At 72.6% G+C, this 23,635-nt stretch carries 28 protein-coding genes and 3 tRNA genes; 16 read left to right on the forward strand and 15 right to left on the reverse strand.

Annotated elements, in window-relative coordinates; all coding sequences use genetic code 11:
- Positions 1-26: 26 nt before the first annotated feature.
- Both amcB and amcA read left to right on the forward strand, forming a co-directional pair.
- Entirely contained in the window at positions 27-1,130 is a 1,104-nt protein-coding gene (amcB, locus tag ACIBBA_RS03980) for a cyclophane-forming radical SAM peptide maturase AmcB (RefSeq protein WP_396694298.1), read from the forward strand.
- Positions 1,099-1,335, forward strand: a complete 237-nt coding sequence (amcA, locus tag ACIBBA_RS03985; RefSeq protein ID WP_357046959.1) for a multiple cyclophane-containing RiPP AmcA — start codon at positions 1,099-1,101, stop codon at positions 1,333-1,335. The genes amcB and amcA overlap by 32 nt, the downstream gene beginning before the upstream one ends.
- A gap of 134 nt (positions 1,336-1,469) precedes the next feature.
- Here the strand turns inward: amcA and ACIBBA_RS03990 are convergent, their stop codons facing one another.
- Both ACIBBA_RS03990 and ACIBBA_RS03995 read right to left on the reverse strand, forming a co-directional pair.
- Positions 1,470-1,685, reverse strand: coding sequence for a DUF3073 domain-containing protein (locus tag ACIBBA_RS03990; RefSeq protein WP_396693549.1), 216 nt, complete (start codon positions 1,683-1,685; stop codon positions 1,470-1,472).
- 303 nt (positions 1,686-1,988) lie between these two features.
- On the reverse strand, positions 1,989-3,071 hold the full coding sequence (locus ACIBBA_RS03995; protein ID WP_396693551.1) for a Glu/Leu/Phe/Val dehydrogenase: 1,083 nt from the start codon (positions 3,069-3,071) through the stop codon (positions 1,989-1,991).
- 173 nt (positions 3,072-3,244) lie between these two features.
- On the opposite strand from ACIBBA_RS03995, the gene ACIBBA_RS04000 reads away from it, so the two are divergent.
- The gene (locus ACIBBA_RS04000; protein ID WP_396693553.1) at positions 3,245-4,084 is read left to right on the forward strand and encodes a hypothetical protein; all 840 of its coding nucleotides are present in this window, start codon (positions 3,245-3,247) and stop codon (positions 4,082-4,084) included.
- A 251-nt stretch (positions 4,085-4,335) separates the two neighbouring features.
- Positions 4,336-4,545, forward strand: coding sequence for a BldC family transcriptional regulator (locus ACIBBA_RS04005; RefSeq protein WP_007073996.1), 210 nt, complete (start codon positions 4,336-4,338; stop codon positions 4,543-4,545).
- A 57-nt stretch (positions 4,546-4,602) separates the two neighbouring features.
- Here the strand turns inward: ACIBBA_RS04005 and ACIBBA_RS04010 are convergent, their stop codons facing one another.
- Positions 4,603-4,992 (reverse strand): PPOX class F420-dependent oxidoreductase, encoded by a 390-nt coding sequence (locus tag ACIBBA_RS04010; protein WP_396693555.1) that lies wholly within the window; start codon positions 4,990-4,992, stop codon positions 4,603-4,605.
- A 53-nt stretch (positions 4,993-5,045) separates the two neighbouring features.
- Here ACIBBA_RS04010 and ACIBBA_RS04015 point away from each other — a divergent pair, with 53 nt between their 5' ends.
- Positions 5,046-5,825 (forward strand): class I SAM-dependent methyltransferase, encoded by a 780-nt coding sequence (locus ACIBBA_RS04015; protein WP_396693557.1) that lies wholly within the window; start codon positions 5,046-5,048, stop codon positions 5,823-5,825.
- Between the two features lie 68 nt (positions 5,826-5,893).
- On the opposite strand, the gene ACIBBA_RS04020 is transcribed toward ACIBBA_RS04015, so the two are convergent.
- Positions 5,894-6,190, reverse strand: a complete 297-nt coding sequence (locus ACIBBA_RS04020) for a hypothetical protein (RefSeq protein WP_350868342.1) — start codon at positions 6,188-6,190, stop codon at positions 5,894-5,896.
- A 130-nt stretch (positions 6,191-6,320) separates the two neighbouring features.
- Between ACIBBA_RS04020 and ACIBBA_RS04025 the strand changes: the two genes are divergently transcribed.
- A complete protein-coding gene (locus ACIBBA_RS04025) occupies positions 6,321-7,178 on the forward strand; it encodes a 3-hydroxyacyl-CoA dehydrogenase family protein (protein ID WP_396694300.1) in 858 nt (285 codons plus the stop codon).
- A 52-nt stretch (positions 7,179-7,230) separates the two neighbouring features.
- Complete coding sequence (locus ACIBBA_RS04030; RefSeq protein WP_396693558.1) at positions 7,231-7,974, forward strand: enoyl-CoA hydratase/isomerase family protein; 744 nt, start codon at positions 7,231-7,233, stop codon at positions 7,972-7,974.
- 73 nt (positions 7,975-8,047) lie between these two features.
- Here ACIBBA_RS04030 and ACIBBA_RS04035 read toward each other — a convergent pair whose 3' ends face one another.
- On the reverse strand, positions 8,048-9,397 hold the full coding sequence (locus tag ACIBBA_RS04035; protein ID WP_396693559.1) for an ABC transporter substrate-binding protein: 1,350 nt from the start codon (positions 9,395-9,397) through the stop codon (positions 8,048-8,050).
- 165 nt (positions 9,398-9,562) lie between these two features.
- Between ACIBBA_RS04035 and ACIBBA_RS04040 the strand changes: the two genes are divergently transcribed.
- The gene (locus tag ACIBBA_RS04040) at positions 9,563-9,952 is read left to right on the forward strand and encodes a hypothetical protein (RefSeq protein ID WP_396693560.1); all 390 of its coding nucleotides are present in this window, start codon (positions 9,563-9,565) and stop codon (positions 9,950-9,952) included.
- Between the two features lie 52 nt (positions 9,953-10,004).
- A complete protein-coding gene (locus ACIBBA_RS04045; RefSeq protein ID WP_396693561.1) occupies positions 10,005-10,712 on the forward strand; it encodes a DUF2786 domain-containing protein in 708 nt (235 codons plus the stop codon).
- Positions 10,713-10,737: 25 nt separating this feature from the next.
- On the opposite strand, the gene ACIBBA_RS04050 is transcribed toward ACIBBA_RS04045, so the two are convergent.
- On the reverse strand, positions 10,738-11,262 hold the full coding sequence (locus ACIBBA_RS04050; protein ID WP_396693562.1) for an SRPBCC family protein: 525 nt from the start codon (positions 11,260-11,262) through the stop codon (positions 10,738-10,740).
- Positions 11,263-11,459: 197 nt separating this feature from the next.
- Between ACIBBA_RS04050 and ACIBBA_RS04055 the strand changes: the two genes are divergently transcribed.
- From ACIBBA_RS04055 to ACIBBA_RS04070, 4 genes are all read left to right on the forward strand, one after another.
- Positions 11,460-12,566, forward strand: a complete 1,107-nt coding sequence (locus ACIBBA_RS04055; RefSeq protein ID WP_396693563.1) for a hypothetical protein — start codon at positions 11,460-11,462, stop codon at positions 12,564-12,566.
- 90 nt (positions 12,567-12,656) lie between these two features.
- A complete protein-coding gene (locus tag ACIBBA_RS04060) occupies positions 12,657-12,983 on the forward strand; it encodes a hypothetical protein (protein ID WP_396693564.1) in 327 nt (108 codons plus the stop codon).
- Between the two features lie 205 nt (positions 12,984-13,188).
- Positions 13,189-13,728, forward strand: coding sequence for an ArsR/SmtB family transcription factor (locus tag ACIBBA_RS04065; RefSeq protein ID WP_396693565.1), 540 nt, complete (start codon positions 13,189-13,191; stop codon positions 13,726-13,728).
- Complete coding sequence (locus ACIBBA_RS04070; RefSeq protein ID WP_396693567.1) at positions 13,725-15,017, forward strand: MFS transporter; 1,293 nt, start codon at positions 13,725-13,727, stop codon at positions 15,015-15,017. The genes ACIBBA_RS04065 and ACIBBA_RS04070 overlap by 4 nt, the downstream gene beginning before the upstream one ends.
- A gap of 166 nt (positions 15,018-15,183) precedes the next feature.
- On the opposite strand, the gene ACIBBA_RS04075 is transcribed toward ACIBBA_RS04070, so the two are convergent.
- Positions 15,184-16,173, reverse strand: a complete 990-nt coding sequence (locus ACIBBA_RS04075) for a DUF5937 family protein (RefSeq protein ID WP_396694304.1) — start codon at positions 16,171-16,173, stop codon at positions 15,184-15,186.
- Between the two features lie 122 nt (positions 16,174-16,295).
- On the opposite strand from ACIBBA_RS04075, the gene ACIBBA_RS04080 reads away from it, so the two are divergent.
- From ACIBBA_RS04080 to ACIBBA_RS04090, 3 genes are all read left to right on the forward strand, one after another.
- Positions 16,296-16,802, forward strand: a complete 507-nt coding sequence (locus tag ACIBBA_RS04080; protein ID WP_396693569.1) for a tetratricopeptide repeat protein — start codon at positions 16,296-16,298, stop codon at positions 16,800-16,802.
- 64 nt (positions 16,803-16,866) lie between these two features.
- On the forward strand, positions 16,867-17,565 hold the full coding sequence (locus ACIBBA_RS04085) for a hypothetical protein (RefSeq protein ID WP_396693571.1): 699 nt from the start codon (positions 16,867-16,869) through the stop codon (positions 17,563-17,565).
- On the forward strand, positions 17,562-17,927 hold the full coding sequence (locus tag ACIBBA_RS04090; RefSeq protein WP_396693573.1) for a transcriptional regulator: 366 nt from the start codon (positions 17,562-17,564) through the stop codon (positions 17,925-17,927). Before ACIBBA_RS04085 ends, ACIBBA_RS04090 begins: the two co-directional genes overlap by 4 nt.
- 118 nt (positions 17,928-18,045) lie before the next feature.
- Here ACIBBA_RS04090 and ACIBBA_RS04095 read toward each other — a convergent pair.
- From ACIBBA_RS04095 to ACIBBA_RS04130, 8 genes are all read right to left on the reverse strand, one after another.
- Positions 18,046-18,119, reverse strand: a tRNA-Phe gene (locus ACIBBA_RS04095).
- A 102-nt stretch (positions 18,120-18,221) separates the two neighbouring features.
- A tRNA-Asp gene (locus ACIBBA_RS04100) sits at positions 18,222-18,295 on the reverse strand.
- A 31-nt stretch (positions 18,296-18,326) separates the two neighbouring features.
- Positions 18,327-18,399 (reverse strand) — tRNA-Glu (locus ACIBBA_RS04105).
- 153 nt (positions 18,400-18,552) lie between these two features.
- Positions 18,553-19,347, reverse strand: a complete 795-nt coding sequence (locus ACIBBA_RS04110; RefSeq protein WP_396693575.1) for a polysaccharide deacetylase family protein — start codon at positions 19,345-19,347, stop codon at positions 18,553-18,555.
- Between the two features lie 77 nt (positions 19,348-19,424).
- Positions 19,425-20,354, reverse strand: coding sequence for a MerR family transcriptional regulator (locus tag ACIBBA_RS04115; protein WP_396693577.1), 930 nt, complete (start codon positions 20,352-20,354; stop codon positions 19,425-19,427).
- Positions 20,344-20,952, reverse strand: a complete 609-nt coding sequence (idi, locus tag ACIBBA_RS04120) for an isopentenyl-diphosphate Delta-isomerase (RefSeq protein ID WP_396693579.1) — start codon at positions 20,950-20,952, stop codon at positions 20,344-20,346. Before idi ends, ACIBBA_RS04115 begins: the two co-directional genes overlap by 11 nt.
- Entirely contained in the window at positions 20,949-22,460 is a 1,512-nt protein-coding gene (crtI, locus tag ACIBBA_RS04125) for a phytoene desaturase family protein (protein ID WP_396694306.1), read from the reverse strand. The genes idi and crtI overlap by 4 nt, the downstream gene beginning before the upstream one ends.
- Positions 22,460-23,611 carry a polyprenyl synthetase family protein gene (locus tag ACIBBA_RS04130; protein WP_396693581.1) on the reverse strand — a complete coding sequence of 384 codons (1,152 nt, stop codon included), beginning with the start codon at positions 23,609-23,611 and terminating at the stop codon, positions 22,460-22,462. The genes crtI and ACIBBA_RS04130 overlap by 1 nt, the downstream gene beginning before the upstream one ends.
- Positions 23,612-23,635: the final 24 nt, after the last annotated feature.

Here is a 23,635-nt window from a genome sequence, read left to right on the forward strand (position 1 = left end):
CTGCTCGGGGACAGTCGTTCAGCGGGATGCGCGGGGTCGCCGCCGTTCCGTCGTACGTCGTGATGCAGCCCACCACGCTCTGCAACCTGGACTGCGCGTACTGCTATCTGCCGTTCCGGGCCGCCGACCGGCGGATGCCGGTGCCGGTGGCCGAGGCGGTGGCGGCGGCGGTCAACCCGTGGGCGACCGCCGGCCGGTTCTCCGTGGTGTGGCACGGCGGCGAGCCCCTGGCGGCCGGCCGGGAACACCTGGCGGCCCTGCTCGCGCCTTTCGGCCCCGAGGTCGAGCATCACGTGCAGACCAACGCCACGCTCATCGACGACGCCTGGTGCCGGTTCTTCGCCGAGCACCGGGTCCGGGTGAGCGTGAGCGTGGACGGGCCCCGGGAGCGCAACGGCGACCGGGTGAGCCGGGCCGGCTCACCGGCGTACGACCGGATCCTGCGCGGTGTCGACGCACTGCGCGCGCACGAGCTGCCCTTCTCCGCGCTCGCGGTGGTCTCCCGGCCCGAGCCGGGGCTCGCCACCGAGCTGTACGACTACTTCCTCGATCTCGGCTGCGACGTGCTGGGAATCAACATCGAGGAGACCGAGGGGGTCAACACCCGCGACAACTCGCACGACCCGGCGGACGTGATCGCCTTCTGGGCCGAGCTGGTCGCGGCGTGGCGGCGGGATCCCCGGATCCACCTGCGCGAGGTCGAGTGGTCGCTGCGGTACGCCGCGGCGGTCCTGGACGGCGTGGCGGACGACGTGCTGCCCCGCCGGCTGGACCCGATCCCCACGATCGGGCACGACGGCTCGGTCACCGTGCTCTCCCCGGAGCTGGCCGGCTTCACCGACCCGAGGTACGGCGACTTCAGCAGCGGCAACGTGCTGGACACCCCGTTGGCCGAGATCCTGGCCGGCGCGGAGCGCACGCCGTGGGTGGGCGAGTTCCTCGCCGGCGTCGAGGCGTGCCGGTCCAGCTGCCCCTACTTCGGCTTTTGTGGCGGCGGTCACGCCGCCAACCGTTACTTCGAACTGGGGCGTTTTGACGGTACGGAGACCGAGCACTGCCGCAACAGCAAGATCCGCCTATTGGAGGGAGTGTTGGAGCATGCCCGAGACCACCAGTCACCGGCAGTCTGAGCGGGTGGCGGACGCCGCCCCGGTCGGAGTCGCCGAGCGGGTGCTGGACGCCGCCCCGGGGCTCATCGCACTGCTGCGTGAGGCGGAGGCCGCGCGACGGCTCCGGTCGGAGGTGGCGGGCGGAAACGGCGAGGGCGCGGTCTGCGCCTGGAACCACTTCGAGAACATCCCGACGTTCTACAACTGGAACAACCGGCCGCGCTGAGGGTGCGGTACCGGGATCAGGGACCTGTCTGGCGATTCTGCAGGGCAGGTCCCTGATCGTCGGTCGCTACGCCGCTGCGGCGGGCACATGCGTGAGCACGCGGGGGCTACCGCGTGCTCAGCTGCGTCGGGAGGTCAGCGGGTCGGACGGACCCAGGTGTCTGGGTCCTCGTCCGCGTGATCCTCATCATCGTCGTCGACGAACTCTTTGTAGTCGTCGTCGAAGTTGTGCTCAGACTTACCAGCACCCGCCAGTTCACGCTGCAAGGCGGTGAGGTCGGTGTTCGGGGAGTGGTACTTCAACTCCCGGGCCACCTTCGTCTGCTTGGCCTTAGCACGGCCGCGCCCCATGGCTCGACCCCCTCGCACAGAATGCGGGGCAGCCCGAAGGCGGGCCCCGATGACGTCAGGCATCTCTCGTGGCTCTTACGGTACATGGGGATGCCATCGTTCGGCACCTCGGGTTACCGCCAGCCGGCCCTGCGCGTCGCAGTGATCCGGCCGTCACCCAGTGTACCCGGTAAGGGGTGGAGCCATGAGCACCCGTGACACCGGACGAAACGGCACGAACCTGTCCCATCCCCCAGCTTAGAACGCGGCCGGGGTCGGGATGGCCCCGGGAGCGGATCCGGACGGTCCGCTCCCGGGGACGGGTCACCGGAGGTGGATGGTGCGCAACCGGCCGACGTCGGCCATCCGCCGCTCGGCCAGCCGGTCCGCCGCGACCGCCGGCGGGACGCCCTCGGCGTCGGCGAGCTGGAGGATCTCCCGGGTGGTGTCGTAGATCCGGGTGGCCCGCAGCTTGGCCCGCTCGAAGTTGAAGCCCTCGATCTCGTCGGCGACCTGGATGACGCCACCCGCGTTGACCACGTAGTCGGGGGCGTAGAGGATGCCCCGGTCGGCCAGCAGCTTCTCGATGCCGGGGTGGGCGAGCTGGTTGTTCGCCGCGCCGGCGACCACCTTGGCGCGCAGCGCCGGCACCGTGTCGTCGTTCAGCGCGCCGCCGAGGGCGCACGGCGCGTACACGTCGATGTCGCCGGCGACCATCATGCTGGCGTCGTCGACCAGGGTGACCTGCGGGTGGTTGTTGCGCGCCCACTCCAGGGCCCGCGGGTTGACGTCGGTCGCCACCACCTCGGCCCCGTCGTCGAGCAGGTGGCGGACGAGGTACTTGCCGACCTTGCCCAGCCCGGCCACGCCGACCCGCCGGCCGGAGAGCGACGGGGTGCCCCAGACGTGCTCGGCGGCCGCGCGCATCCCCTGGAAGACGCCCCAGGCGGTGAGGATGGAGGAGTCGCCGGCGCCGCCGTGCTCGACGCTGCGGCCGGTGACGTAGCTGGTCTCCCGGGCGATCACGTCCATGTCGGCGACGTAGGTGCCGACGTCGCAGGCGGTGTAGTAGCGCCCGGCCAGCGATTCCACGAACCGGCCGTACGCGCGCAGCAGGGCCTCGCTCTTGATCTGCTCCGGGTCACCCCAGATGACCGCCTTGCCGCCGCCGAGATCCAGCCCGGCGAGAGCGTTCTTGTACGCCATGCCGCGGGAGAGGTCCAGCACGTCGGCGAGGGCGGCCTCCTCGCTGTCGTACGGGTAGAAGCGGGTGCCGCCGAGCGCGGGCCCCAGCGCGGTGGAGTAGATCCCGATGATCGCCTTGAGGCCGCTCTGCTTGTCCTGGCAGAACACGACCTGTTCGTGGCCGGTAGATCCCGGGTCGTCGGTGCTGGCGAATACGCCCATGACTGGCTCCTGGTGTCGGTGCGTCCTTGTGGGACGCGTGCCTGGTGGACGCCGGCGGGGATGCTGCCGGTGAGCTTGAGCCTAATATCGGCCGCCGGCTGCCCGTCGAGCGCGGCACGCGTGGTGGGCGGGCGCTGACGGCGACGGGGCGAGGTTCGTGGGAGGATCGCGCCGTGCCGTCGCTCTTCGCTTCTTACCTGCGCGTGTACGAGCCGCTGACCGCCTTCGACCGGGACCGCCAGTCGTACTGGCGGCGCTACGTGTCGGAGGGGCGGGCGGTCGCCCCGGTGGAGGGGCCCGGCCGGCAGCGGACGGCGGTGATCGAGGCGCTCGGCGCCGGCTGGACCCGCCTGCCCGACCTGCCCGAGGAGGCGTACGTCCTGGAGACGGACGACACGCTGCTGGTCTGCCCGTGGAACCTGCGGATCCGGGTGGCCGAGGCGGCGCTGAGCGCCCGTGACGGCGTGCCCTCGGTGCTCGCCGACGCCTTCGTGCCCCCGGTCCTGGCCGGTCAGGCCAAAGCCGTGGTGGACGACTGGCGCAGCGGCGCCCGGGTGCTGGAGCACGGCGTGCCGCGGGTGCACGAGCAGATCGCCACCTGGGGCGTGCCGCTGCGTTGGTTCGTGCTCTTCGACCCGGCGGAGCGGGACCTGGTCACCGAGCCCGGTCGGCGGTCGCTGCGCTACCGCACCGAGATCTCCAAGGCCCGGCGCCGGTCGTCGCGGGCGCTCTCGGTGCTGCGCAAGTCGGTCGGCGAGGCTCCGATCACCGAGGCGGTCGAGGAGGCCGCCCGCTGGTTGGAGGAGTTCCACCCGCGCTCGGTGGTGGAACTCGACTACGGCGGCCTGGTCGAGCTGCTGCCCGACGAGACGCTCACCGCGGACGACTCGCCCGAGCTGGTCGCGTCGGGGCTGGCGGGGCTCTCCCGTGGCGAGGCTGAGGAGGCCTCGGCCGCGTACGACAAGCTGGTCGCGCGATGGCGAGCGGTGCAGCTGCTCGAGCGGTGCAACTAGGGGCATATCGCCCGAGAAGCGCTCCCAAGACGAGGGGTGCTCGTAGTTGACGCTTCACGAACCGTGATCATGAGTCCGAATAAGGTACTTTCTGCCGTGTAAAAGTCGCATAAATCGGGCATGGTTCATCCGTCCGTCTAGGGACGTTCGGCCGTTCGGCCCATGTCGGACATCGGGGACTAGCCGGACCATGGGAGACGCGTCGGCCGGCGGGACCCCGGCCGATGTCTATACATGTGGAGGAGTGACCGATGGCATCGCGAACGCATGAACCAGAGCCGCTACTCACGCCGGCCGAGGTGGCGTCGATGTTCCGTGTCGACCCGAAGACGGTGACCCGGTGGGCCAAGGCGGGCAAGCTCTCCGCCATCCGCACCCTCGGCGGCCACCGCCGCTACCGCGAGTCGGAGGTCAGGGCCCTGCTGCAGGGGCAGATTCCCCAGCAGCGCCAGGGGGACTGAAACCGGCACCCACGTTCGTGGATCAGGGGCGGAGGACTTCGGTCCGCCGCCCCTTTTTCATGCCCGCTCCTCGGTCAGCTCGATCCGGATGCCGACCGTGCCACCCTCGCCCCGGCGCAGCCGGCTGCCGAGCAGGGTGAGCCGACCGAGGACCCGGTACTTGTGCTTGAGCAGGCCACGGATCCGCCGGCTGCCGGCCGAGTCGTAGAGGCTCGCGCGCGCCGGCACCGGCACGCCGTGCGGGTGCCCCCGCACGTCGCACGGGCCCACCGTGACCGTGCCGTTGTTGCGGATCCGCTTCACCTTGCCGGAGTCGGCCGCCGTCCAGACCGCCAGACCGTCGCCGTCCCGAACCGCCCAGACCGGAGTCGGCACCGGCTGACCGTCCTTGCGGAAGGTCGTCAGCAGGATGTACTTCTCCGCCGACAGGCGGTCCAAGGTGGTCACGTGGCCAGGATACGGCCGCGCGGCTGACTGACCGGCCGGATAGCGTGAAGCCCGTGACGAGTGGACCGCAGATCGGCGATGTGGTGGGTGAGCTGCTGCGGGACACCCTCGCCGTGGCCACCGGGGTCGGTCCCCGACCGATGGTCGGCGGGCGGCTGCCCCGGCCGGTCATCGAGATCATTGAGCGTGACGACGGGCTGATCAACGGCGCGCCGGCCGCGCACTACCTCGACGGGCCGGCGGACTGGCAACCGTACGACCACCGGGCGGTGGGGCGGGCCCGGGGCGAGACGCTCGACATCGGGGTCGGTGCCGGCCGGATCGCGCTGCGACTCCAGGAACTCGGCGTACCGGTCACCGGGCTGGACACCTCGCTCGGCGCGCTGAAGGTGTGCCGCCACCGGGGCGTGCACCGGCTCGTGCACGCGACGGTGGACGACCACGTCGCCGACGGCCACCGGTACGACACGTTCCTGCTGCTCGGCAACAACCTGGGTCTCTTCGAGGGGCGGGAGCGGGCGCCGGAGCTGCTCGCCGCGCTCGCCGCGCTGGCCCGGCCGGGAGCGCAGATCATCGCGCACGGCACCGACCCGTACGGCACCCGGGATCCGGTGCACACCGGCTACCACGAGTTGAACCGGCGACGGGGCCGGCTCGGCGGTCAGCTCCGGCTCCGGCTGCGCTACCGCGAACTGGCCACCGACTGGTTCGACTACCTGGTCTGCTCGCCGACGGAGTTCGCCGAGCTGGTCCAGGGCAGCGCGTGGCGGTTGACCGATGTGGACGACCGCGACGCGCCGTACTACCTGGCCACCCTCCGGCTGGCTGGCTGACGAACGCGGCCACCGGGGAGCGGCAGCGGGCCCCCGCGCCGACCTGACGGCGGCAGGGGCCCGGGCGCTCAGACCTGGACGGTCGGCGGCAGCGGCTCGGGCGGCAGGCCCCCGTCGCCGTCGACCACCTCGTCCGGGGTGCCGTCCTCGTCGAGGTCGACCATGGTGACGTCCACCTTGCCGTCGCCGTCCGTGTCGAACTGGAACAGGTCCGCCTTGCCGTCGCCGTCGGTGTCCACCACCCAGACGTCGGTGCGGCCGTCGTTGTTGGTGTCCGCGCGCAGCAGGTCGACCCGCTCCTCCCCGCGGGTCTCCACGGTCTCGGTGGTCTCCGCGTCCGCGACGCCCTCCGGTGCCTGGCTCATGTCGACTGGTCCTTCCCTCGGTTGACCGCCGTCTGTACCCGATCCGCCGCGCCCCCACGCATGCCGCCGCGATCCGGACTCATAGGGTCGCAGCATGAGCGAGCGCAGCGAGCAAATCATCAGTGCCGGCATGAGTGATCGGTTCGTGGTGGTCGGGGCCGGCACGATGGGGCTCGGCATCGCGTACGTGGCGGCGGGCGCCGGGTACGCCGTCGAGCTGGTGGAGGTCGACCCCGCCCGGGGCGCCGCGGCCGTGGCCCGGCTCGGTGAGCTCTGGGACCGGGCGGTGGAACGCGGCAAGCTGACCGCCGACCAGGCCGGCGCGAACCGGGGCCGGGTGACGCTGCGGGCCGCCCTGAGCGAGGTCGCCGAGGAGCCGGACGTGGTGGTGGAGGCGGTGCCGGAGCGACTCGACCTCAAGCGGGCGGTCCTGCACGACGCGGAGGCGCTGCGCCCCGCGCTGCTGGGCAGCAACACGTCCAGCATCGCCATCGGAGACCTGGCCGCCGGACTGGCCCGGCCGGAGCGCTTCCTCGGGCTGCACTTCTTCAACCCGGTCTGGGCGATGGCGCTGCTGGAGATCGTGGTCGGCCCGGCCACCGCCGAGCAGACCACCGCGGCGGGCGTCGCGCTCGCCGGCCGGCTGGGCAAGGACCCCGTCGTGGTACGCGACCTGCCCGGCTTCGCCACCTCGCGGCTCGGCGTCACGCTCGGCCTGGAGGCGATCCGGATGGTCGCCGACCAGGTGGCCAGCCCCGCCGACATCGACAAGGCCATGGTGCTCGGCTACCGGCACCCGATCGGGCCGCTGGAGCTGACCGACCTGGTCGGGCTGGACGTCCGGCTCGACATCGCCCGCACCCTCCAGGCCGCGTACGGGGACCGCTTCGCGCCGCCGCCGCTGCTCGAGGAGATGGTTGCCGCCGGCCGGCTGGGCAAGAAGTCCGGACAGGGCTTCTACCGCTGGGAAGGCGGGGTGAAGCAGTGAGCGCGAGGAATGAGCTTGCGAGCCCCGCGGTCGCGAACGAAGGGCGAGCCGAGTGAGCGGGCTGCGGATCGAGGAACAGCCGGACCGGCTGGTGGTCACCCTGGACCGGCCGGAGAAGCGCAACGCGATCGACGCTGACCTGATCGCCGAGCTGCACGCGGTCTGCGCCGAGTTGGAGGCCAACCCCCGGCTGCTGCTGCTCACCGGCGGCGCGGACGGCATCTTCGCCGGCGGCGCCGACATCGGTCAGCTACGCGAGCGGGGCCGGCTGGACGCCCTCGCCGCGATCAACTCGGCCGCGTTCGCCCGGATCCGGGCACTGCCCATGCCGACCGTGGCGGCCGTGGACGGTCCGGCGCTGGGCGGCGGCGCCGAGCTGGCGTACGCCTGTGATCTGCGGGTGTGCACGGAGCGGGCCGTCTTCGGTCAACCGGAGGTGCGGCTGGGCATCCTGGCCGGCGCCGGCGCGACCCACCGGCTGCCGGCGCTGATCGGCGAGGCCCGGGCCAAGGAGCTGCTCTTCACCGGCCGCCGGGTGGACGCGGCGGAGGCGCTGCGGATCGGGCTGGTCAACCGGGTGGTGGCCGAGCCGGCCGAGCTGCTGCCGGCCGCGCACGGTCTGCTCGACGAGATGGCCAAGGGCTCGGCGTTGGCGTTGCGGCTGACCAAGCTCGCCGTGGACGCCCCGCCGGCCGCCCATCCCCAGGTCGACCTGATCAGCCAGGCGGTGCTCTTCGAGGACGAGGAGAAGCACCGCCGGATGACCGAGTTCCTGGACCGGCGACGCGACCGCTGACCCGCACGGGCGCGAAAAACGGCCGCACCGGTTTCCCGGTGCGGCCGTCGTCGTTCGTCGGGCTGCGGCCCGCTCAGTGCCGGATCTGCACGCCGCCGTCCGCCAGCGCCCGGATCACCTGCGCCGACTCGCCGAAGCCGATCACCAGCACGGCGTCCGCGCCGAAGTCCTTGATCTCCTTCGCGCCGGCGCCGAAGTCCACCGGCGGAGCGTCCGGGGCGTCCGGCGGCTGGTAGGTCAGCAGCTTCAGCCGGTCCGCGCTGATGCCCGCCTGCTCCAGCTCCGTCTTGACCACGGCCTGCAGGCCCTCGCCGTAGGAGTCCTTACGGGCGACGATCGCGATCCGCTGCGAGCCGTCGCGCAGGATCACATCGGCCAGCGCCCGGCCCTGGAGGCTGTCCGGCGGCGCGGTACGGAAGTAGAGGCCGTTGTCCTCCACCTCGGTCAGGCTGCTGTCGGTGTTGGACGGGGAGAAGAGGATCCGACCCGCCTGCACCACGTCCGGCAGCACCTCGCGGGAGATACCCGAACCGCCGGCGCCGATGATGACATCCACGCCGCTCTGGACGAACCGGGCCACGGTGGCCTTCGCCACCGCCGGGCTGGTGCCGTCGTCGCCGTCGAGCCAGGTCACCGGGTCGCCGAGCACCCCGCCGGCGGCGTTGATCTGCTGGATGGCGAGAGTCGCGCCAGCGGCCATCGGCGGGTACGCGATCGCCAGGTCACCGGTCTTCGGCAGCAGGCCACCGATCACCAGCGGTGAGCCGTCGTTGGCATCCGCGGCGCCGGTCTTCTGCTTCTTCGGCTTCGGCGGCGCCTTGGTGCTCGCCGCCGACTCGCTGCCGGCGCCGACGAACTCGGTCTTGCTGTCGTTGAGCTGCTGACCGTCGAAGTGCAGCGTCGCGTAGCTGGCGGTGGCCGGCTCACCGGCGTCGGTGAACCCGGCGCGGGTCAGCGAGACGCTGCGGTACTCGATGTCCTGGCCGTTGCGGGCCAGCGTCAGGCAGGCCGCGATCTCCTCGCAGCGCTCGCCCTCGTTGGTCACGGCGACGATCTGCTTGGCGATCGCCGCGGGCTCCGTGCTGCCGGCCAGCTGCGCGGCGAGCGCGCTGATCATGACCGCGTCGTACGTCTCCGCGGCGTAGAGGTAGTCGGTCAGCTTGGGGTCAACGGACCGTAGCCGACTCTTGAAGTCCTCCGGCAACGGCGTCAGCGGCGTGGTGCCCTTCATGCCATCGACGAGGTCTGCCCGTTCCTTCAACTCAGCGGGGAAGGAGTTGAGCATGTTGCCGTCGGTCCCGTAGAGGCGCGCCTGTTGGGTCGTCGCCTCCTCGGGGCTGTCAGTCCCGCAGGCGCTTGTGGCGAGCAGGAACGTGGCGCAGGCAGCCAGTGTGGCCGCACGCGAGCCGCGCGATACGAGCATGATCGTCCTTCCTCCGGCGAAGGTCCGCTGCGCACATTAGCGTGCCGACGCTGGGCGCGGGACCGTGGAGCCGGCTTACTCCGCAGGTCGTCCGCGGTGAGCACGGAGAGTAGCAGTCGACCCGGTGGCGATGGTCCCTTGACCCGTCCGCCTACTGTGCGGTGCGTGACGGAGCTACCACAGCAGCTGCTCGACGACGCGACCGCCGTGCTCCGCTCGGCGCTGGCCGGAGACGGCGCCGCGGTGGTGGGCACGTTCGACGCGGTCGTCGACCGGTCCGGGCTGGCCGGGGCGTACGGGGTGGCCTGGTGCCTCGCCGCCACCATGGTCGGCGACCCCGGGCCGCCCGGCTTGTGCGCCCTGGACTTCCCCGGCATCGACGAGGCCGGCTACGACACCCGCTGGGTGGCCCGCTTCGTCAGCGCGTACGCCAACCGGGACGTGGACACGGGTGAGGCGCTTTTCGGCGCGGCGGCGGCCGACGGGCAGTTGCCCGACTGTCTGCTCACCCTCGCCGGCTCGACGGTGGCCACGCTGCGCAGCCGCGCGGACTGACCCGGCCGGCGGGCCGGGCCTCGACAGCAGCTGGTGTGATAGCTCTGGTGGCATGTCCGAGGCCATGCTCAGCAAGGTCCGCAAACTGCTGGCCCAGGCCGAAGACGCGGCCTGCACCCCCGCCGAGTCGGCGGCGTTCACCGCCAAGGCGACGGAGTTGATCGCCCGCTACGGGGTGGACCGGGCGCTGCTCGCCGCCCGGGACCCGGCGACCGACCCGGTCGGCGATCGGGTGGTCGAGGTCGTCGCCCCGTACGCCCGGGACAAGGTCGGGCTGCTGGCCGCGGTCGCCGACCCACTGCGCTGCCGCTGCGTACGGCGACCGCACGGCAACGGCTTCGCGATGCACCTCTTCGGTTTCGCTAGTGACCTGGAACGGGTCGACCTGCTCTTCACCTCACTGCTGGTACAGGCCGCCCACGGGCTGGCCGGGACGCTCGTCCCCGCCGGCGAGCAGCCGGCCGCCTTCCGCCGCTCCTGGTTGGCCGGGTTCGCCCAGGTGATCGGGGCGCGGCTGCGCGAGGCCGAAACCGAGGCGGCGAGCGGGTCGGCGGCCCCCGGGGTGGCGCTGGTCCTGGCGGACCGCTCCGACCGGGTGAGGCAGCGCCTCGCCGAGGTCTATCCGCGACTGCGTACCGCCCCGCGACGCCGGCTCGCCGGCGGTGGATTCGGTCCGGGGGCCGAGGCGGGCCGTCGGGCCGACCTCGGCGGTCCGGAGGTGGACGCCGGCCCGGGCGCGGACCGCGGCATCGGGCGCTGAGCGGACGCCCGCGCGGGCCCGGGTCTCAGCTGAGCGGCGGGCGGTGGCCGTCGACCGTGGCGACGTAGCGGGAAAGCAGCTCGTGCCAGCCGGCGGTGAGCGCCTTCCGGTAGCCCTCGGCCGCCTCGCCGTGCCTGTCGAAGTGGCGGTGTTCCAGCTCGAGCCGGGTCTGCTCCGGCTCGTCGGCGAGGAAGAGCACCTCGACCTCGCTCGCGTGGGCCGGGTCCGGCACCGGCGAGCGGTCCGGGCCGATCTGCCAGGTGAAGACCAGCCGTCGGGGTGGATCCCAGGTGAGCACCCGACCCCAGTCCGCCCGGAAGCCGTAGGGGCCGATCTCGTAGAGCATGCCGCCGGCGCGCGGCTCCATCCCCAACTCGGCCAGCGCCTGTGGGCCCGACCAGGTGTATTCGCTGACCCACCAGTCAGTCAGCGCCTCGGTGAAGACGGCGAACGCCCGCTCCGCGGGAACGGGGACGGACAGGCCGCAGCGCAACGAGAACTGGTCGACGTCCTGCCGGATGGCGGCCGGATCAGCCATCTCCTGTCCCATAGGCCCGGACAATACCGGCTGATACCCGAGTGTGCACCGGCGCGCGGTTGCCTGGTTCCGGACAACACGCCGGATCGGGCGGTGCGGCCGGTGGCCCGTACCAGACGGCCGGAACGGGGATGGGACGCGGCATTTCGGGTAAGCGCGGCCGGTTGGGCCCGGGCCGTCCCGGGAGAACCGAGCCGGGAGCGGGGCAGATGAGCGAGACCGAGTCGGGCCAGCGCGGAAAGCCGCAGCCGGGCCAGCCGGATGCCGAGCCGGGGCGGACAGATCAGGGCCTGGCGCAGCCGGGTCAGGGTGCGCAGGGCCGCCAGCAGGGTGCGCCGGAGCGGCACCTGCGGGAGGGCCGTTGGCCCGCCGAGGAGGAGCCGCGATCGGGCGAGCCGGACGTCCTGCTGGACGTGCCGGAGCTGCGGGTGGGTTCGATCCGGCTCGCTGTGGACGGGCTGGACGCCGACCTGTCCCTCCGGGCACGACTGGCCAACCTGCTCCAGTTGGACGCCGGAGTCCGGGTGCGCTTGGACGCCGTTGAACTCGACATCACCGACGTCCGGGCCGAGGCGCTGCTCAAGGTCCGGTTGGAGCGGCTGATGCGGATCCTCGACCGCGCCCTGGACACCATCGACCAGAATCCACAGATCATCGAGGCGCTGGCGGGCAGCGCTCGGAGCGCGCTCGACGGCGCGGACCGGGCGGCCCAGCAGCTGACCGGCAACACGGAGCAGCTCGGCAACATGGTGGACCGGCTCGGGCGCCAGGTCGGGTCGGTCGAGGCACGGGCCGAGTGGACCGGGGCGGGCGCACTGGCCAAGGGCGAGCCGAAGCAGCCGTCGGGCGGGCCGGGCCAGCCGTCGGGCGGTGCGGGTCAGCCGTCGGGCGGTGCGGGTCAGCCTCAGCCGCCGGGCGGTGCGGGTCAGCCGGCCGCCAAGGGCCAGCCTGCGGGTGGAGCGGGCCAACCGGCCGCCAAGGGCCAGCAGCGGCCCGGCCAGGGTGAGGCGGGCGGGCCGCCGGCCACGGGCCAACAGCCGGGCCCGACCGAGGGTAAGAAGCCAGGTCCGAGCGAGGGCGAGAAGCCGGGCCCGAGCGAGGGGCGGCCGGGTACGGCCGAGGCCGGACACGGGTGGCAGCCGGGCCGGGGTCGGCCGGGTCAGCCCAGCCAGCCGGGCGGCGAGCAGGGGCGGATGGTGCCGAGTCCGACGGATCTCGCCGAGCAGGCCAGCGAGGCGCTGCGGCAGGCTGGCCGCAGTGTGTGGGAGGCGATCAGGTCGGGCATGACGCAGCACGGACAGCCGCCCCAGCGCTGAGACCGGTGTCCCGCCGGCCGCCGGCGGAGGTGGCTCACCCCGCTGCGGTGCGCCGGCGTAGGGATCTTGGCGGCCGGGAACTGAGGCCGCGTGAGCCCGAGCGACACGGAGCCGGTGTTGGTCGCCGTCCGCCTGGTGGTGGCGGTCGTCAGCCTGGCGCTGCTCGTGTTCGGTCTCCGCGCCGTCATCCTGCGCCGGCTGCCCCGAGGGCGGCTCAGCTTCGGGCACCTGTCCGCGGGGCAGCGTGCCCAGCCGGTCCGCATCGGTGGCGGGGTCGCGCTGGTGGCTGCTGGCCTGCTCGTCCAGCAGGTCGCATCGCTCGTCGCCCTGCCCTTCGCGATCAAACTCTGCCTGTTCGGGGTGGCGCTGGTGCTCTTCGTGACCGCGGTGGGATGGTTCGCGCTACGTCAGGACTAGTGCAGCACCGCGTCGATTCGTCGTGGGTGAGACCAGGGTGTGACTCTGTTCACTGAGCACGCTGCGTTATCCGGCGGTATCTGCCGTTTCGGCACCCGCTGAGGAGCGACCTCGCGCCCGGGATCGGCCTACCGCGTCGTTCGACCCCGGAAAGACGCACGGAACCCCCTTGCTCAATGGTCAAGAGTCGTTGACCATTGACCGCATGCCTGCCGATGATCTTCCCGAGACGCTTCATGTCACCACTGACGAGCAGCTACGTGCCGTCTCCAACCTCACCCGTCACCGGATCATGGCCGTACTCCGCTTCGAGCCGGCGACGATCACCCAGATCGCCGAGCGGGTGGGCCTCGCGAAGGGCAGTTCCAGCTATCACGTGCGGCTGCTCGAGCGGGCCGGCCTGGTGAAGGTGGTACGGACGCGGAAGGTGCGAGGGGTCACCGAGCGGTACTACGCCATGGCCGCGCAGGCCATCGTGCTGCCGGATCCGGGCGAGGGAGGGCCGGATGTACTGATGCGGCATGCGGTGGCCGACCTGGAGGCGGCACCGGCGCAGAGCGAGCGACACGTACGGATGGCGCACCTGCGGCTCACCGAGGAGCAGTTCGCGGAGTTGGGGGCGCGGCTGCAGGCGCTGGCGGACGAGTACCGGGAGCTGTCTGATCCGTCGTTGCCGGACGCGTCACTCGTCTTCGCACTGTTCCACCCGGCCTGGCGCGAGCAGGCTGCGGGGGACGCCAAGTGACCTCAGGTGCAAGGAAGCTGCCGACCGGGTTCGGGCGGCTGTGGACCGCACAGACGGTGTCCTCGCTCGGTGACGGGGTGATGCACGCGGCCCTGCCGCTGCTCGCGTTGACGGTGACCCGGGATCCGATGGCGCTCGCCGTCGTCACGGCCGCCGGGACACTGCCCTGGCTGCTCTTCGGGATCCTGGGCGGTGCGCTGGTGGACCGCTGGGACCGCCGACGCACGATGTGGATCGCGGACACCGCCCGTGCGGCACTGCTCGTGATACCGGCGGCAGCGGCCGCGCTCGACATGCTGAGCGTTCCGCTGCTCGCGGTCGTCGCCTTCCTGCTCGGCCTCGGCGGACTCCTCTTCGACACGGCCGCCACGGCCTATCTGCCGGATCTGCTCGGCCGCGACCCGGCACTCCTGGAGCGCGCCAACGCCCGCCTGCGTAGCGCCCAGACCGCCGCTTCCGGCTTCGCGGGCCCGCCTGCGGGCAGTGCGCTGCTCGTGCTCGGGCGGGCGGTTCCGCTGCTCGCCGACGCGGTGTCGTTCGCGCTCTCCGCCCTGCTTGTACGCTCGCTGCCTGCCGTACCCCGGCCCGTACCGCAGGTCCGTGAGTCGCTGCTTCGGCAGGCGCGGGCCGGCGCCTCGTACGTCTTCCGGGATCGGTTGCTGCTCGGGCTCGCGCTGCGTCCAGCGGTCGGGAACGTCGCCTTCCTCGCCGTGGAGACCGTACTGGCCCTCTTCGCGCACGATCGTCTTGGCGTCGGCGCTTTCGGCTTCGGCCTGCTCCTGACGGCGGAGGCCACCGGCGGTCTGCTCGGCGCGGGCATCGCTTCCTTCCTTGGCCGACGACTCGGCACCGGCACCGCGCTGACCTGCACGGCCGCGGTCGAGGGCCTTGCCATCCTGGCGCTTGCCGGCGCCCCGAACCCGTACGTGGCCGGGCTCGCGCTCGCCGTCTGCGGGGCGGGCATGGGCGCCACGATGGTGCTCGGCCCCTCCCTCCGGCAGGCGATCGTCCCGGCCCACCTGATGGGTCGGGTCGCCTCGACCTCCCGGATGCTCGCCATGTGCGCCGCCCCGTTCGGCGCCTTCCTCGGCGGCTGGCTGGCCACCACGTACGACGTACGCACCCCGATCTACGCCGCGGGCGGCCTGCTCCTTGCCATGACCGCCGTCACCTCGACCATGACCAGCAACCGCCGGGTCGAGGCGGCGCTACGTGGTTCTTCCGACGGTGAGAGTTCGGCAGAGGAAAGCCGCCCCGCCCGGGTGACCGATGCAGTCGCCTCTGCCTGACCGGCGTCACCGCCCAACTCCGAAACCACGACTGCCGGAAAGGCATCAGATGCTCGTTGAGCTGGCGGCCGCCGGCCGCAAAGGACCCCCGACGAACCAGCGCGTGCTGCACCAGCCATCCCTGCTCGCGGGTGGCGACGGACCGGGAGCGCTCGCTACGGATCGATCACGGCCGTGGTCGACCGGGCGAGTCGTTCTGCCGGAGCACGGCTTCGCCGAGGGGCGTACGCCGATAGCGGATCTCGTGCCGGTGTCGCTCCCCGGTGACGAACCCGGCGTCGCGCAGCACCGACAGGTGTTCGGAGACCGTCCCGGCGGCCAGCGCGTGGCGGTGCGCGAGCGTCGTCGTGCTGGCCGGCTCGTCGAGGCCGAGCAGCAGCACCGTCCGGGTTCTGCCGATCAACCGGCCCAGGGCCGTGTGCCGGTCGGCGGAAAGGGGCTGCCAGAGCGCGCCGAGCCCGCGCGCCGGGTAGATCACTGTGGGCTGCCACGGCGGATCCACGATGACGACGACCTGATCCCACTTGAATGCGCTGGGCACCAGGACAAGTCCCTCGCCGCGCAGATCGCGACGCTCGTCGCCGCCGTACTCACGGGTCAGCACGCCGTTGTTCCAGCGCAGGCGAGGATGCAGCTCGGCGAACAACCGGTCCAGGCCGCCTTCGGCGAGACGTCGGGTCTGGAAGCCCACATCGGCGTCAAGCAGCCCGCGTACCTGCGGCCAGACCGGTTCGACCAGGACCCTCCACACCTGCTTCACGAGTGAGACCAGCGTCTGGAGGACACGAGCCGGCTCGCCCAGCAGGAGTCGTCCGGTCGCAGACTCGGCAGCCCCCGGGTTGTCCGCGAGTGACCGTCGTACCTCTGCGCGTACCCGATCGTGGTCGGTGGCCGCGAGGGCCGCGAGCTCGTCCTCGAACCGGGTGTGCGGGCTGGCCGGCGGCGGTGAGAGGAAGTCGGGGGTGTAGCCGCGACGCGGCTGGAGCAGGGCGATCGGCCGCAGGTCGAGTTCCCGCGTGTCGATGGTGTCGAGCCAGCGCTGGTGCGGGCCGACGCCTTCGCGAGGGGAGAGCAGGCGCACCGCGGACAGCGTCTCGAGCATGGGTGAGATGGCGAAGCGGCAGCGCAGCAGATCAGCAGGGCCGAACCGCAGCATGATCGCCACCGCTTTACCCCCTGGAAAGAGAAGGAGATTCGGCAACAGCCGAATCTCTGGCGGCCACGGTACCAACCCCCGCAGAGTTCCGGTCCGAACCGACGATCATGAGGAGAACGAGGATGAGCCCGAATCGGGACTGGGAGCAGCGCAGCGCGGACCTGTGGGCGGCCTTCAACGCGGCGCCCGACGACTGGGACGAAGAGCGGTTCCGCGAGCGGGTCGGCGCCCTCGCCGACGAGTTGGGACCGGATCATCCGGTGGCGGCGTTCGAGCGGGCCTGCGCCTGGGATTCGACCGGTCACTCGGACAGGGCGGTCCCGCTCTACCGCAAGGCGCTGGAGTTGGGCATCGACGGCATCCGGCGGCGGCGGTCAGTGATCCAGATGTCCAGCTCGCTGCGGAACGTGGGGCAGGCCGAGGAGAGTGTCCGGCTGCTGACCGAGGAGCGCGAGCGCGGCTCCGACGAACTCGACGATGCGGTCTGCGCGACGCTCGCGCTGGCCCTGACCAGCGTCGGCCGGGAGCGGGAGGCAGTGTCGATCGCGGTCGGAGCGCTCGCCAGGCACCTGCCGCGCTACCAACGGTCAATGGCCAACTACGCCCGGCTCCTGGTCGAGACCGCCTGACTTCGCCTGCGGCAAAGTTGAGCGGTTACTAGCCACAATAGGTTTGTTATGGAAACCTGTTGGCATGACTAGTGAGTCGATCCCCGCCGGCGGCGATCCCCGCCGGCTCCTGGCCGATGCGCGCGACCTCGCGCGCCGGGTACGTCTTGCCCAGCGGGTGACGTGGTTGCCGCTGCTGGTGCTGGCCCTGGTGACGTTCGGGGCGATCCTGGTGTACCGGTTCAGTCAACCGGTCCTCAGCGACTGCCAGCCGATGGCGGACGGCCAGGTGTGCAAGGCCTGGTACCGGACCGCGCAGTTCTACTGGTGGGCGGCGCTCGTGCTGGCGTACGTGGTGATCGCCGGCGGGTATCTGCGGGTCGCCCGGGCCCGGGGACTGGGCACCCGGGTGCTGCCGTACGTGCTCACCGGCGTCGCGCTCGTCGTGCTGTCCGCCGCCGTCTCGGGGGTGTGGAGCATCCTCGACCATCCGTACTACCCCGACGAGCCGCCCGCCTTCGTCCAGTTCCTGTTCCGGCTGGTGGATCCGACCGGCGCGATCGGGTTGGCCCTGCTGGTGCTGGCCTGGCTGGAGCGACGCGTCGCGCTGCTGCTGTTCGCCCTCGGGTACCTTGCGGTGGTGCTGGTGCCGATCAACTTCGGGTGGGGGGTCGGCTGGGGGTCCCAGTGGGCCTTCGCCCCACAACTGGTCATCAACGGCGGCCTGCTGCTGCTGGGCAGCGCCGGCTTCGCGCTGGCGCAACGGCTGCGGCGGCCCCGGTGACCGGCCCCACCGACCCCCCGGCACCGGACGAGAGCGAATCCCCGCATCCGGTCACCGGCCTGGACGACGTGGTGCACCAGCGGGTCCGGCTGGGCATCCTCACCATCGCGCACGAGGCCCGTCGGGTGGAGTTCGGCTACCTGCGCACCCAGTTGGAGCTGACCGCCGGCAACCTCTCCCAGCACCTGGGCGTGCTGGAGACGGCCGGCCTGGTCGAGGTCGAGAAGGGGTACGCCGGGCGGCGTGGCCGTACCTGGATCACGCTCACCGCCGCGGGCAGCGCCGCGCTCGCCGAAGAGATCGGGCGGCTGAAGCTGCTCATCGCGCGGGTCGAGACCACCGACGCCCCGGAGGCCCGATGAGCACCGCGCTGAGCGGTCCCGACGAGTTCCGGGCCGCCGGTTAGCGACAGCCGACACAGCAAGATCCCCACCTGCGTTTCCGCTGGTGGGGATCTCTGTAGCCCGGCGAAAGGCTATGTGGCCAGGGGCGGGGTCGAACCGCCGACCTTCCGATTTTCAGTCGGACGCTCGTACCAACTGAGCTACCTGGCCGGGTCGCTCGGACCATGCTACCCAAGTGGCGGACATCCCGCCGGAGGGCCACACGCTCCGATACGCAGAACGCCGCGCATGTTTCGCGCGGCGTAAGCGCTGCGGTCCTGACGGGACTTGAACCCGCGACCTCCGCCTTGACAGGGCGGCGAGCACTCCAACTGCTCCACAGGACCTAGCTTTTGTTGCTCCGGCTTGCGCCGGTCGTGCCCCCAACGGGATTCGAACCCGTGCTACCGCCTTGAAAGGGCGGCGTCCTGGGCCGCTAGACGATGAGGGCGGCCCCGCCATCATTGCACATTGGCAACGTGAAGCGGACTTGCTCCCATCCGGCCCCGCCGGAGGCTTGGAAAGCATACGTGATGTCCCTGCGGTCGACAAAACCGGTATGGCCCGGGCCCGCCGAGCCCGGAAAACCGCAGGTCAGACGGGTCTAGCGGAGTCGGGTGACGCCGAAGCGCCGCTTCAGGTCGGCGATCACCGCGGGGCAGGCGGCGAAGGTCGCGGCCCGGTCGCCGCCCCCGTCGTGCAGCAGCACGATGGAGCCGGGCCGGACCGCGGCCAGCACCCGGTGCTTGATCGTCGGGGCCGGCGGCTTGGCCCAGTCCTGCGGGTCGACGCTCCAGTGCAGCGAGCGCATGCCGAGCTGCTTGGCGACCGCCACCACCTCGGGCGTCCACCGCCCGCCGGGCTGCCGGTAGAAGGCGATCGGCGCGCCGGGGGCGGCCGTCTGGATAGCCTTGTTCGTCCGGACCAGGTCGGCCCGGATCTCCGCGACCGGCAGCCGGCCGAGGTCGATGTTGTGCTTCCAGCTGTGGTTGCAGAGCTGGTGCCCCTCGCGGACGATCCGCCGGACCAGCTCGGGATGGCGCTGCGCCTCCCGCCCCACCAGGCAGAAGGTGGCCGTGACCTTGGCTGCCCGCAGGCGGTCGAGGATCTTCGGCGTCCACGTCGGGCTCGGCCCGTCGTCGAAGGTGAGCGCGACCGGGCGTACGCCGGTGGTGCGCCGCAGCCCGGCCGGCAGTTTGGCCGGCAGGGGGCGGACCGGCTTGCCGGTGGTGGGAGGACGGGTCGGCCGCGGCGGGACCGTCGGTTTGGGACTCGGTGCCGGGGTGGCGGAGGGGCTGGAGGCGGGGCCGCCGACGGCGACGACGCGGCCCGGCTGGGCACAGCCACCGAGGACCAGGACCAGACCCAGGGCGTACGCCAGCAGGGCGCGGGATCTCATCTGTTCGCTCCCGAAGGGGGTCGGGGTACGCGGACCACCCGACGCTAGTGGACGCCGTCAGGCCCCGACACCCCCGGTCACCGCTCCAACGAGTCCCGTACCGCCACGACCAGTGCGACCGCCTCGGCGAGCTGTGTGGGGTGGACCACCCCGGCGGGCAGCGTCCCGGTCGACCAGCCGGGGCCGGCGGCGAGCACCAGCAGTGGCCGCCGGGGCGCGGCGAGCAGCGCGTCGAGCTGGGCCGGGTCGGCGGTGGCCCGGCTGTGTGACCAGAGCACCACGGCGGCCGGCCCGGTCCGGTTGACCGCCTCCAGCAGGGCTGGCACAGGCACCCGGGCGCCGAGCATCCGGTAGCCGACGCCGGCTTCGGCGAGCGCGGCGGCGAGCGCCTCCAACGGCAGCGTGTGCTGCTCCTCGTCGGCGCAGGAGAGCAGGATCCGCGCCGGCCCACCCGGGGTGGCCGTCCGGCCGGCCGCGGCGAACGCCTCGGAGACGCACCGTGACATCAGGTGTTCCACCTCGATCAGCCCGCCGGTCGCGGCGTGCCGCTCGCCGATGCCGGCCAGCACCGGCCGGAGCAGCCGCTCCCAGGTGGCGACGACCCCGTCGGCGGCCAGGGCGCGGGCGGTCGCCTCGCCGATCGCCGCGGAGTCCAGCCGCATCGCCGCGCGAGCCAGCCCTCGGGCGGCCGGTCCGGCCCGGCCGACCGGAATGGTCGGGCCGCCGTCCCGGACGCCGGCCTGCCGCGGCCGGGCCAGGTTCTCTGCGCGTACCGGATCGGGCGCCTGGCGGGCCCAGCGGGCCGCCTCGGCCGGGCTGACCCCGTCGGCGGTGAGCCGCCGCATGATCTCCAGACGGGCCAGGTCGGTCGCCGTGTAGCGGCGGTGCTGACCCGCCTCGTGCTGACTGGGCCCGAGCCCGTAGCGCTGGTGCCACGTGCGCAGGGTGGTCACCGCGACCCCGAGCCGGCGAGCCACCGCACCCGCGCTCAGCGCCTCATCGGCCACCCGACCGCTCCGGCGCCTCATCGGTCGGTAGGCCGGACGGTGCCGCGGTGGGCTTGTTCGGGTCGGCGGGGTGCAGCAGCCGGTCGACCACCCCGCCCAGCCACGGGGAGTACGACCGCGGGTCGGCGACGAGGTCGGCCGCCACCGCGGCCGGCTCGGCCCAGCGCAGCTCGGCCACCTCGGTCGGGTCCGGCAGCAGTGGCGCGCCGGGCCGGAACTCGCCCCGCAGGACGTGGTCGTACTCGAACTCGACCCGGCCGGTGGCCGGGTCCTCGGCGTAGTAGACGTACACCCCGACCTCGGTCAGCTCGACCGGGCCGGTGCCCAGCTCCTCGCGCAGCCGCCGGTTGGCGGCCTCGCCCAGGGACTCGCCCGGCCCCGGGTGGCCGCAGCAGGAGTTGGCCCAGCGCAGCGGGAAGCGGGTCTTCACGGCGGCCCGGCGCTGGAGCAGCACCTGCCCGTCCGGGTCCACCAGCATCACCGAGAAGGCCCGGTGCAGCTGGCCCGGCGGCTGGTGCGCGGCCGCGACCGTGGTCTCCCCGTGCGCCCGCCCCTCCTCGTCGACCAGCTCGACGAGGTGCTCCTCGCGTTGGCTCATCGATTGCCTCCCGTGATGCGGCCGGCCGCCAGCTTGCCGGAGATGAGCACCATCGGCACGCCCACGCCGGGCTGGGTGCCCGAGCCGACGAAGACCACGTTGGAGAGCGTCCGGTGCAGGTTGTTCGGTCGGAACGGGCCGGTCTGGCGGAAGGTGTGCGCGGCCGCGAAGGGGGTCCCGGCGGCCATGCCCTGGGCGGCCCACTCCGCCGGCGTGATCGTGCGCAGCACCTCGACGCCGGCGCCGAAGCCGACGTAGCCGCGCTCCTCCAGGGTGCCGATGAGCCGGTCGGCGTAGCGACGCGGCAGCTCGCCGTGCCAGTCGAACGGGGCCCGGTCGAGGTTCGGCACCGGGGCGAGCACGTAGTACGTGTGCCGGTCCGGCGGCGCCACCGTGGGGTCGGTCCGGCTCGGGTTGGTGACCAGCAGCGACGGGTCGGACATCAGCTCGCCCCGCCGGATGACCTCATCGAAGGTGCCCTTCCAGGACCGTCCGAAGTGGATGTTGTGGTGGGCGATCTTCGCATACTGCTGGCGCGAGCCCACGTGCAGCACCACGCAGGACGGCGAGTAGGCGAGCCGGCGCTGGCGGGCCGGGGGCAGCAGGTCACGGTAGGCGACCGGCAGGTCGGGGTTGAGCACCACCACGTCGGCCGGGACCAGTTCGCCGTCGGTGGTCAGCACCCCGGTGGCCCGGCCGTTCGCGGTGCGTACCTCGGTCACCGTGGTGTCGTAGCGGATCTGCACGCCGTGCTTCTCGGCGGCGCCGGCCATGCCCCGGGAGACCGCGTGCACGCCGCCGCGCGGGAACCACACCCCGGCCACCGAGTCGAGGTACGCGATCACCGCGTAGATGGCCAGCGCGTCGTGCGGGGCGAGCCCGGCGTACATGGCCTGGAAGGAGAAGATGCGCTGGGTGCGCGGATCGCGGAAGAACTGGCCGATCTTGGTGTGCAGCCGGCGGAAGGCGCCACCGGCGAGCAGCTTCAGCAGGTTGCCGGTGAGCAGGTCGACCGGCGTGTCCAGGTTGCGTTCGATGAAGTCGGCCCGCTCCAGCTGCCACAGCCGGCGGGCGTAGTCGACGAAGCGCAGGTAGCCGTCCGCCTCCCGGGGGCCGCACACGCGGGCGATCTCGGCGGCCATCCGGGTGGTGTCGGTGATGACGTCGAGCGTCGAGCCGTCCGGGTAGTAGGCCCGGTAGGCCGGGTCGAGCGGGGTCAGGTCGAGCCAGTCGTCCAGCTCCTCGCCGACCGCGCCGAGCGCCTCGGCGATCAGCTCCGGCATCGTGAGCACGGTCGGGCCGGTGTCGAACTCGTAGCCGTCGACGCCCAGCCGGCCGGCCCGGCCGCCGGGCACCGGCTCGCGTTCCAGCACCGTCACCTGCCGGCCGCTGCCGGCCAGGTGCAGCGCACAGGCCAGGCCACCGAGGCCGGCACCGACGACCACCACCCGGTCCGTTCGTCCGTCCACCGTCCGCACGCGACCACCTCCTCCCGGGAAACCGCCCATCATGCCCGCCGGTCCGTGGCCGTGACGGCCAGCCGGGCCAGCGCACGGCGCGCGCCCACGTCGATCGCCGCGCCGTCCAGCGCCGCCAGCGCCTCGGCCACCCGATCGGAAATCATCCGCCGTACGCGGGCGACCGCGCCGGTCAGCTCGACCAGCTCGGCCAGCCTGGCGACCTCCCGTTGCCCCACGGGCGCGCCGGCGTGCTCCAACGCCCGGCGCTGCGCCGGGGTGGCGAGCTGCCGGGCGAGCATCATCAGCACCGTCGGCTTGCCGGTGCGCAGGTCGTCGCCGGCCGGCTTGCCGGTGGTCGCCGGGTCGCCGTAGACGCTGAGCAGGTCGTCGCAGAGCTGGAACGCCTCGCCCACGGCGAGGCCGTAGCGGGTGTACGCGGCGACCTGCGGCGCGTCGCCGGCGACACCGGCCAGGGCGGCGCCGAAGTGCAGGGGCCGCTGAACCGTGTAGCTCGCGGTCTTGTAGCGGACCACCCGCAGCGCCCGGTCGACCGACCAGCCCGCCGCCTCGCTCTCGCCGTACACGTCGAGGTACTGCCCGGCGATGGTCTCCACCCGCATCTGGTCATAACAGCGGCGCACCTCGAGCAGCCGGTGCGGCGGCACGACGGCGTGCGCCAGCAGCCGGTCGGCCCAGACCATGCAGAGGTCACCGACGAGCACCGCTACCGACTCGCCGAACCGCCCCGGGTCGCCCCGCCGGCCGGCGGCGGCATGCTGCGCGGCCACAGACACGTGCGTGGTGAGCCGGCCGCGCCGGGTGGTGGAGGCGTCCATCACGTCGTCGTGCACCAGGGCGAAGGTGTGCAGCAGCTCCAGCGCGGCGAACGCCGGCACGACCGGTGGCAGGGGCGCCGTGTCGCCGACCAGCCCGCGCCAGCCCCAGTAGGCGAACGTGGGGCGGATCCGCTTGCCTCCGGCGAGCGCCGCGTCCCGGGCGGTGGCCGCGAAGTCACCGATCGCCGGGTCGACCTCGGTGAGCGAGTCGACCTCGGCGGTCAGGAAGGCGGTGAGCGTGTCGTCGACGGCGTCGACCAGGTCACCGGTGTGGTCGGCCAGGACGGTGCGGGCCGGCTCGCTCCGGCGGGTCGGCTGCACCGGCACACGGAGCACATCGTCCGCAACAGCGTCGTTGGCCATGCGGCCGAGGGTACCCTAGAGTTA

Origin of the sequence: Micromonospora sp. NPDC051006 (genome assembly GCF_044456245.1) — a bacterium.
Lineage (GTDB): Bacteria > Actinomycetota > Actinomycetes > Mycobacteriales > Micromonosporaceae > Micromonospora.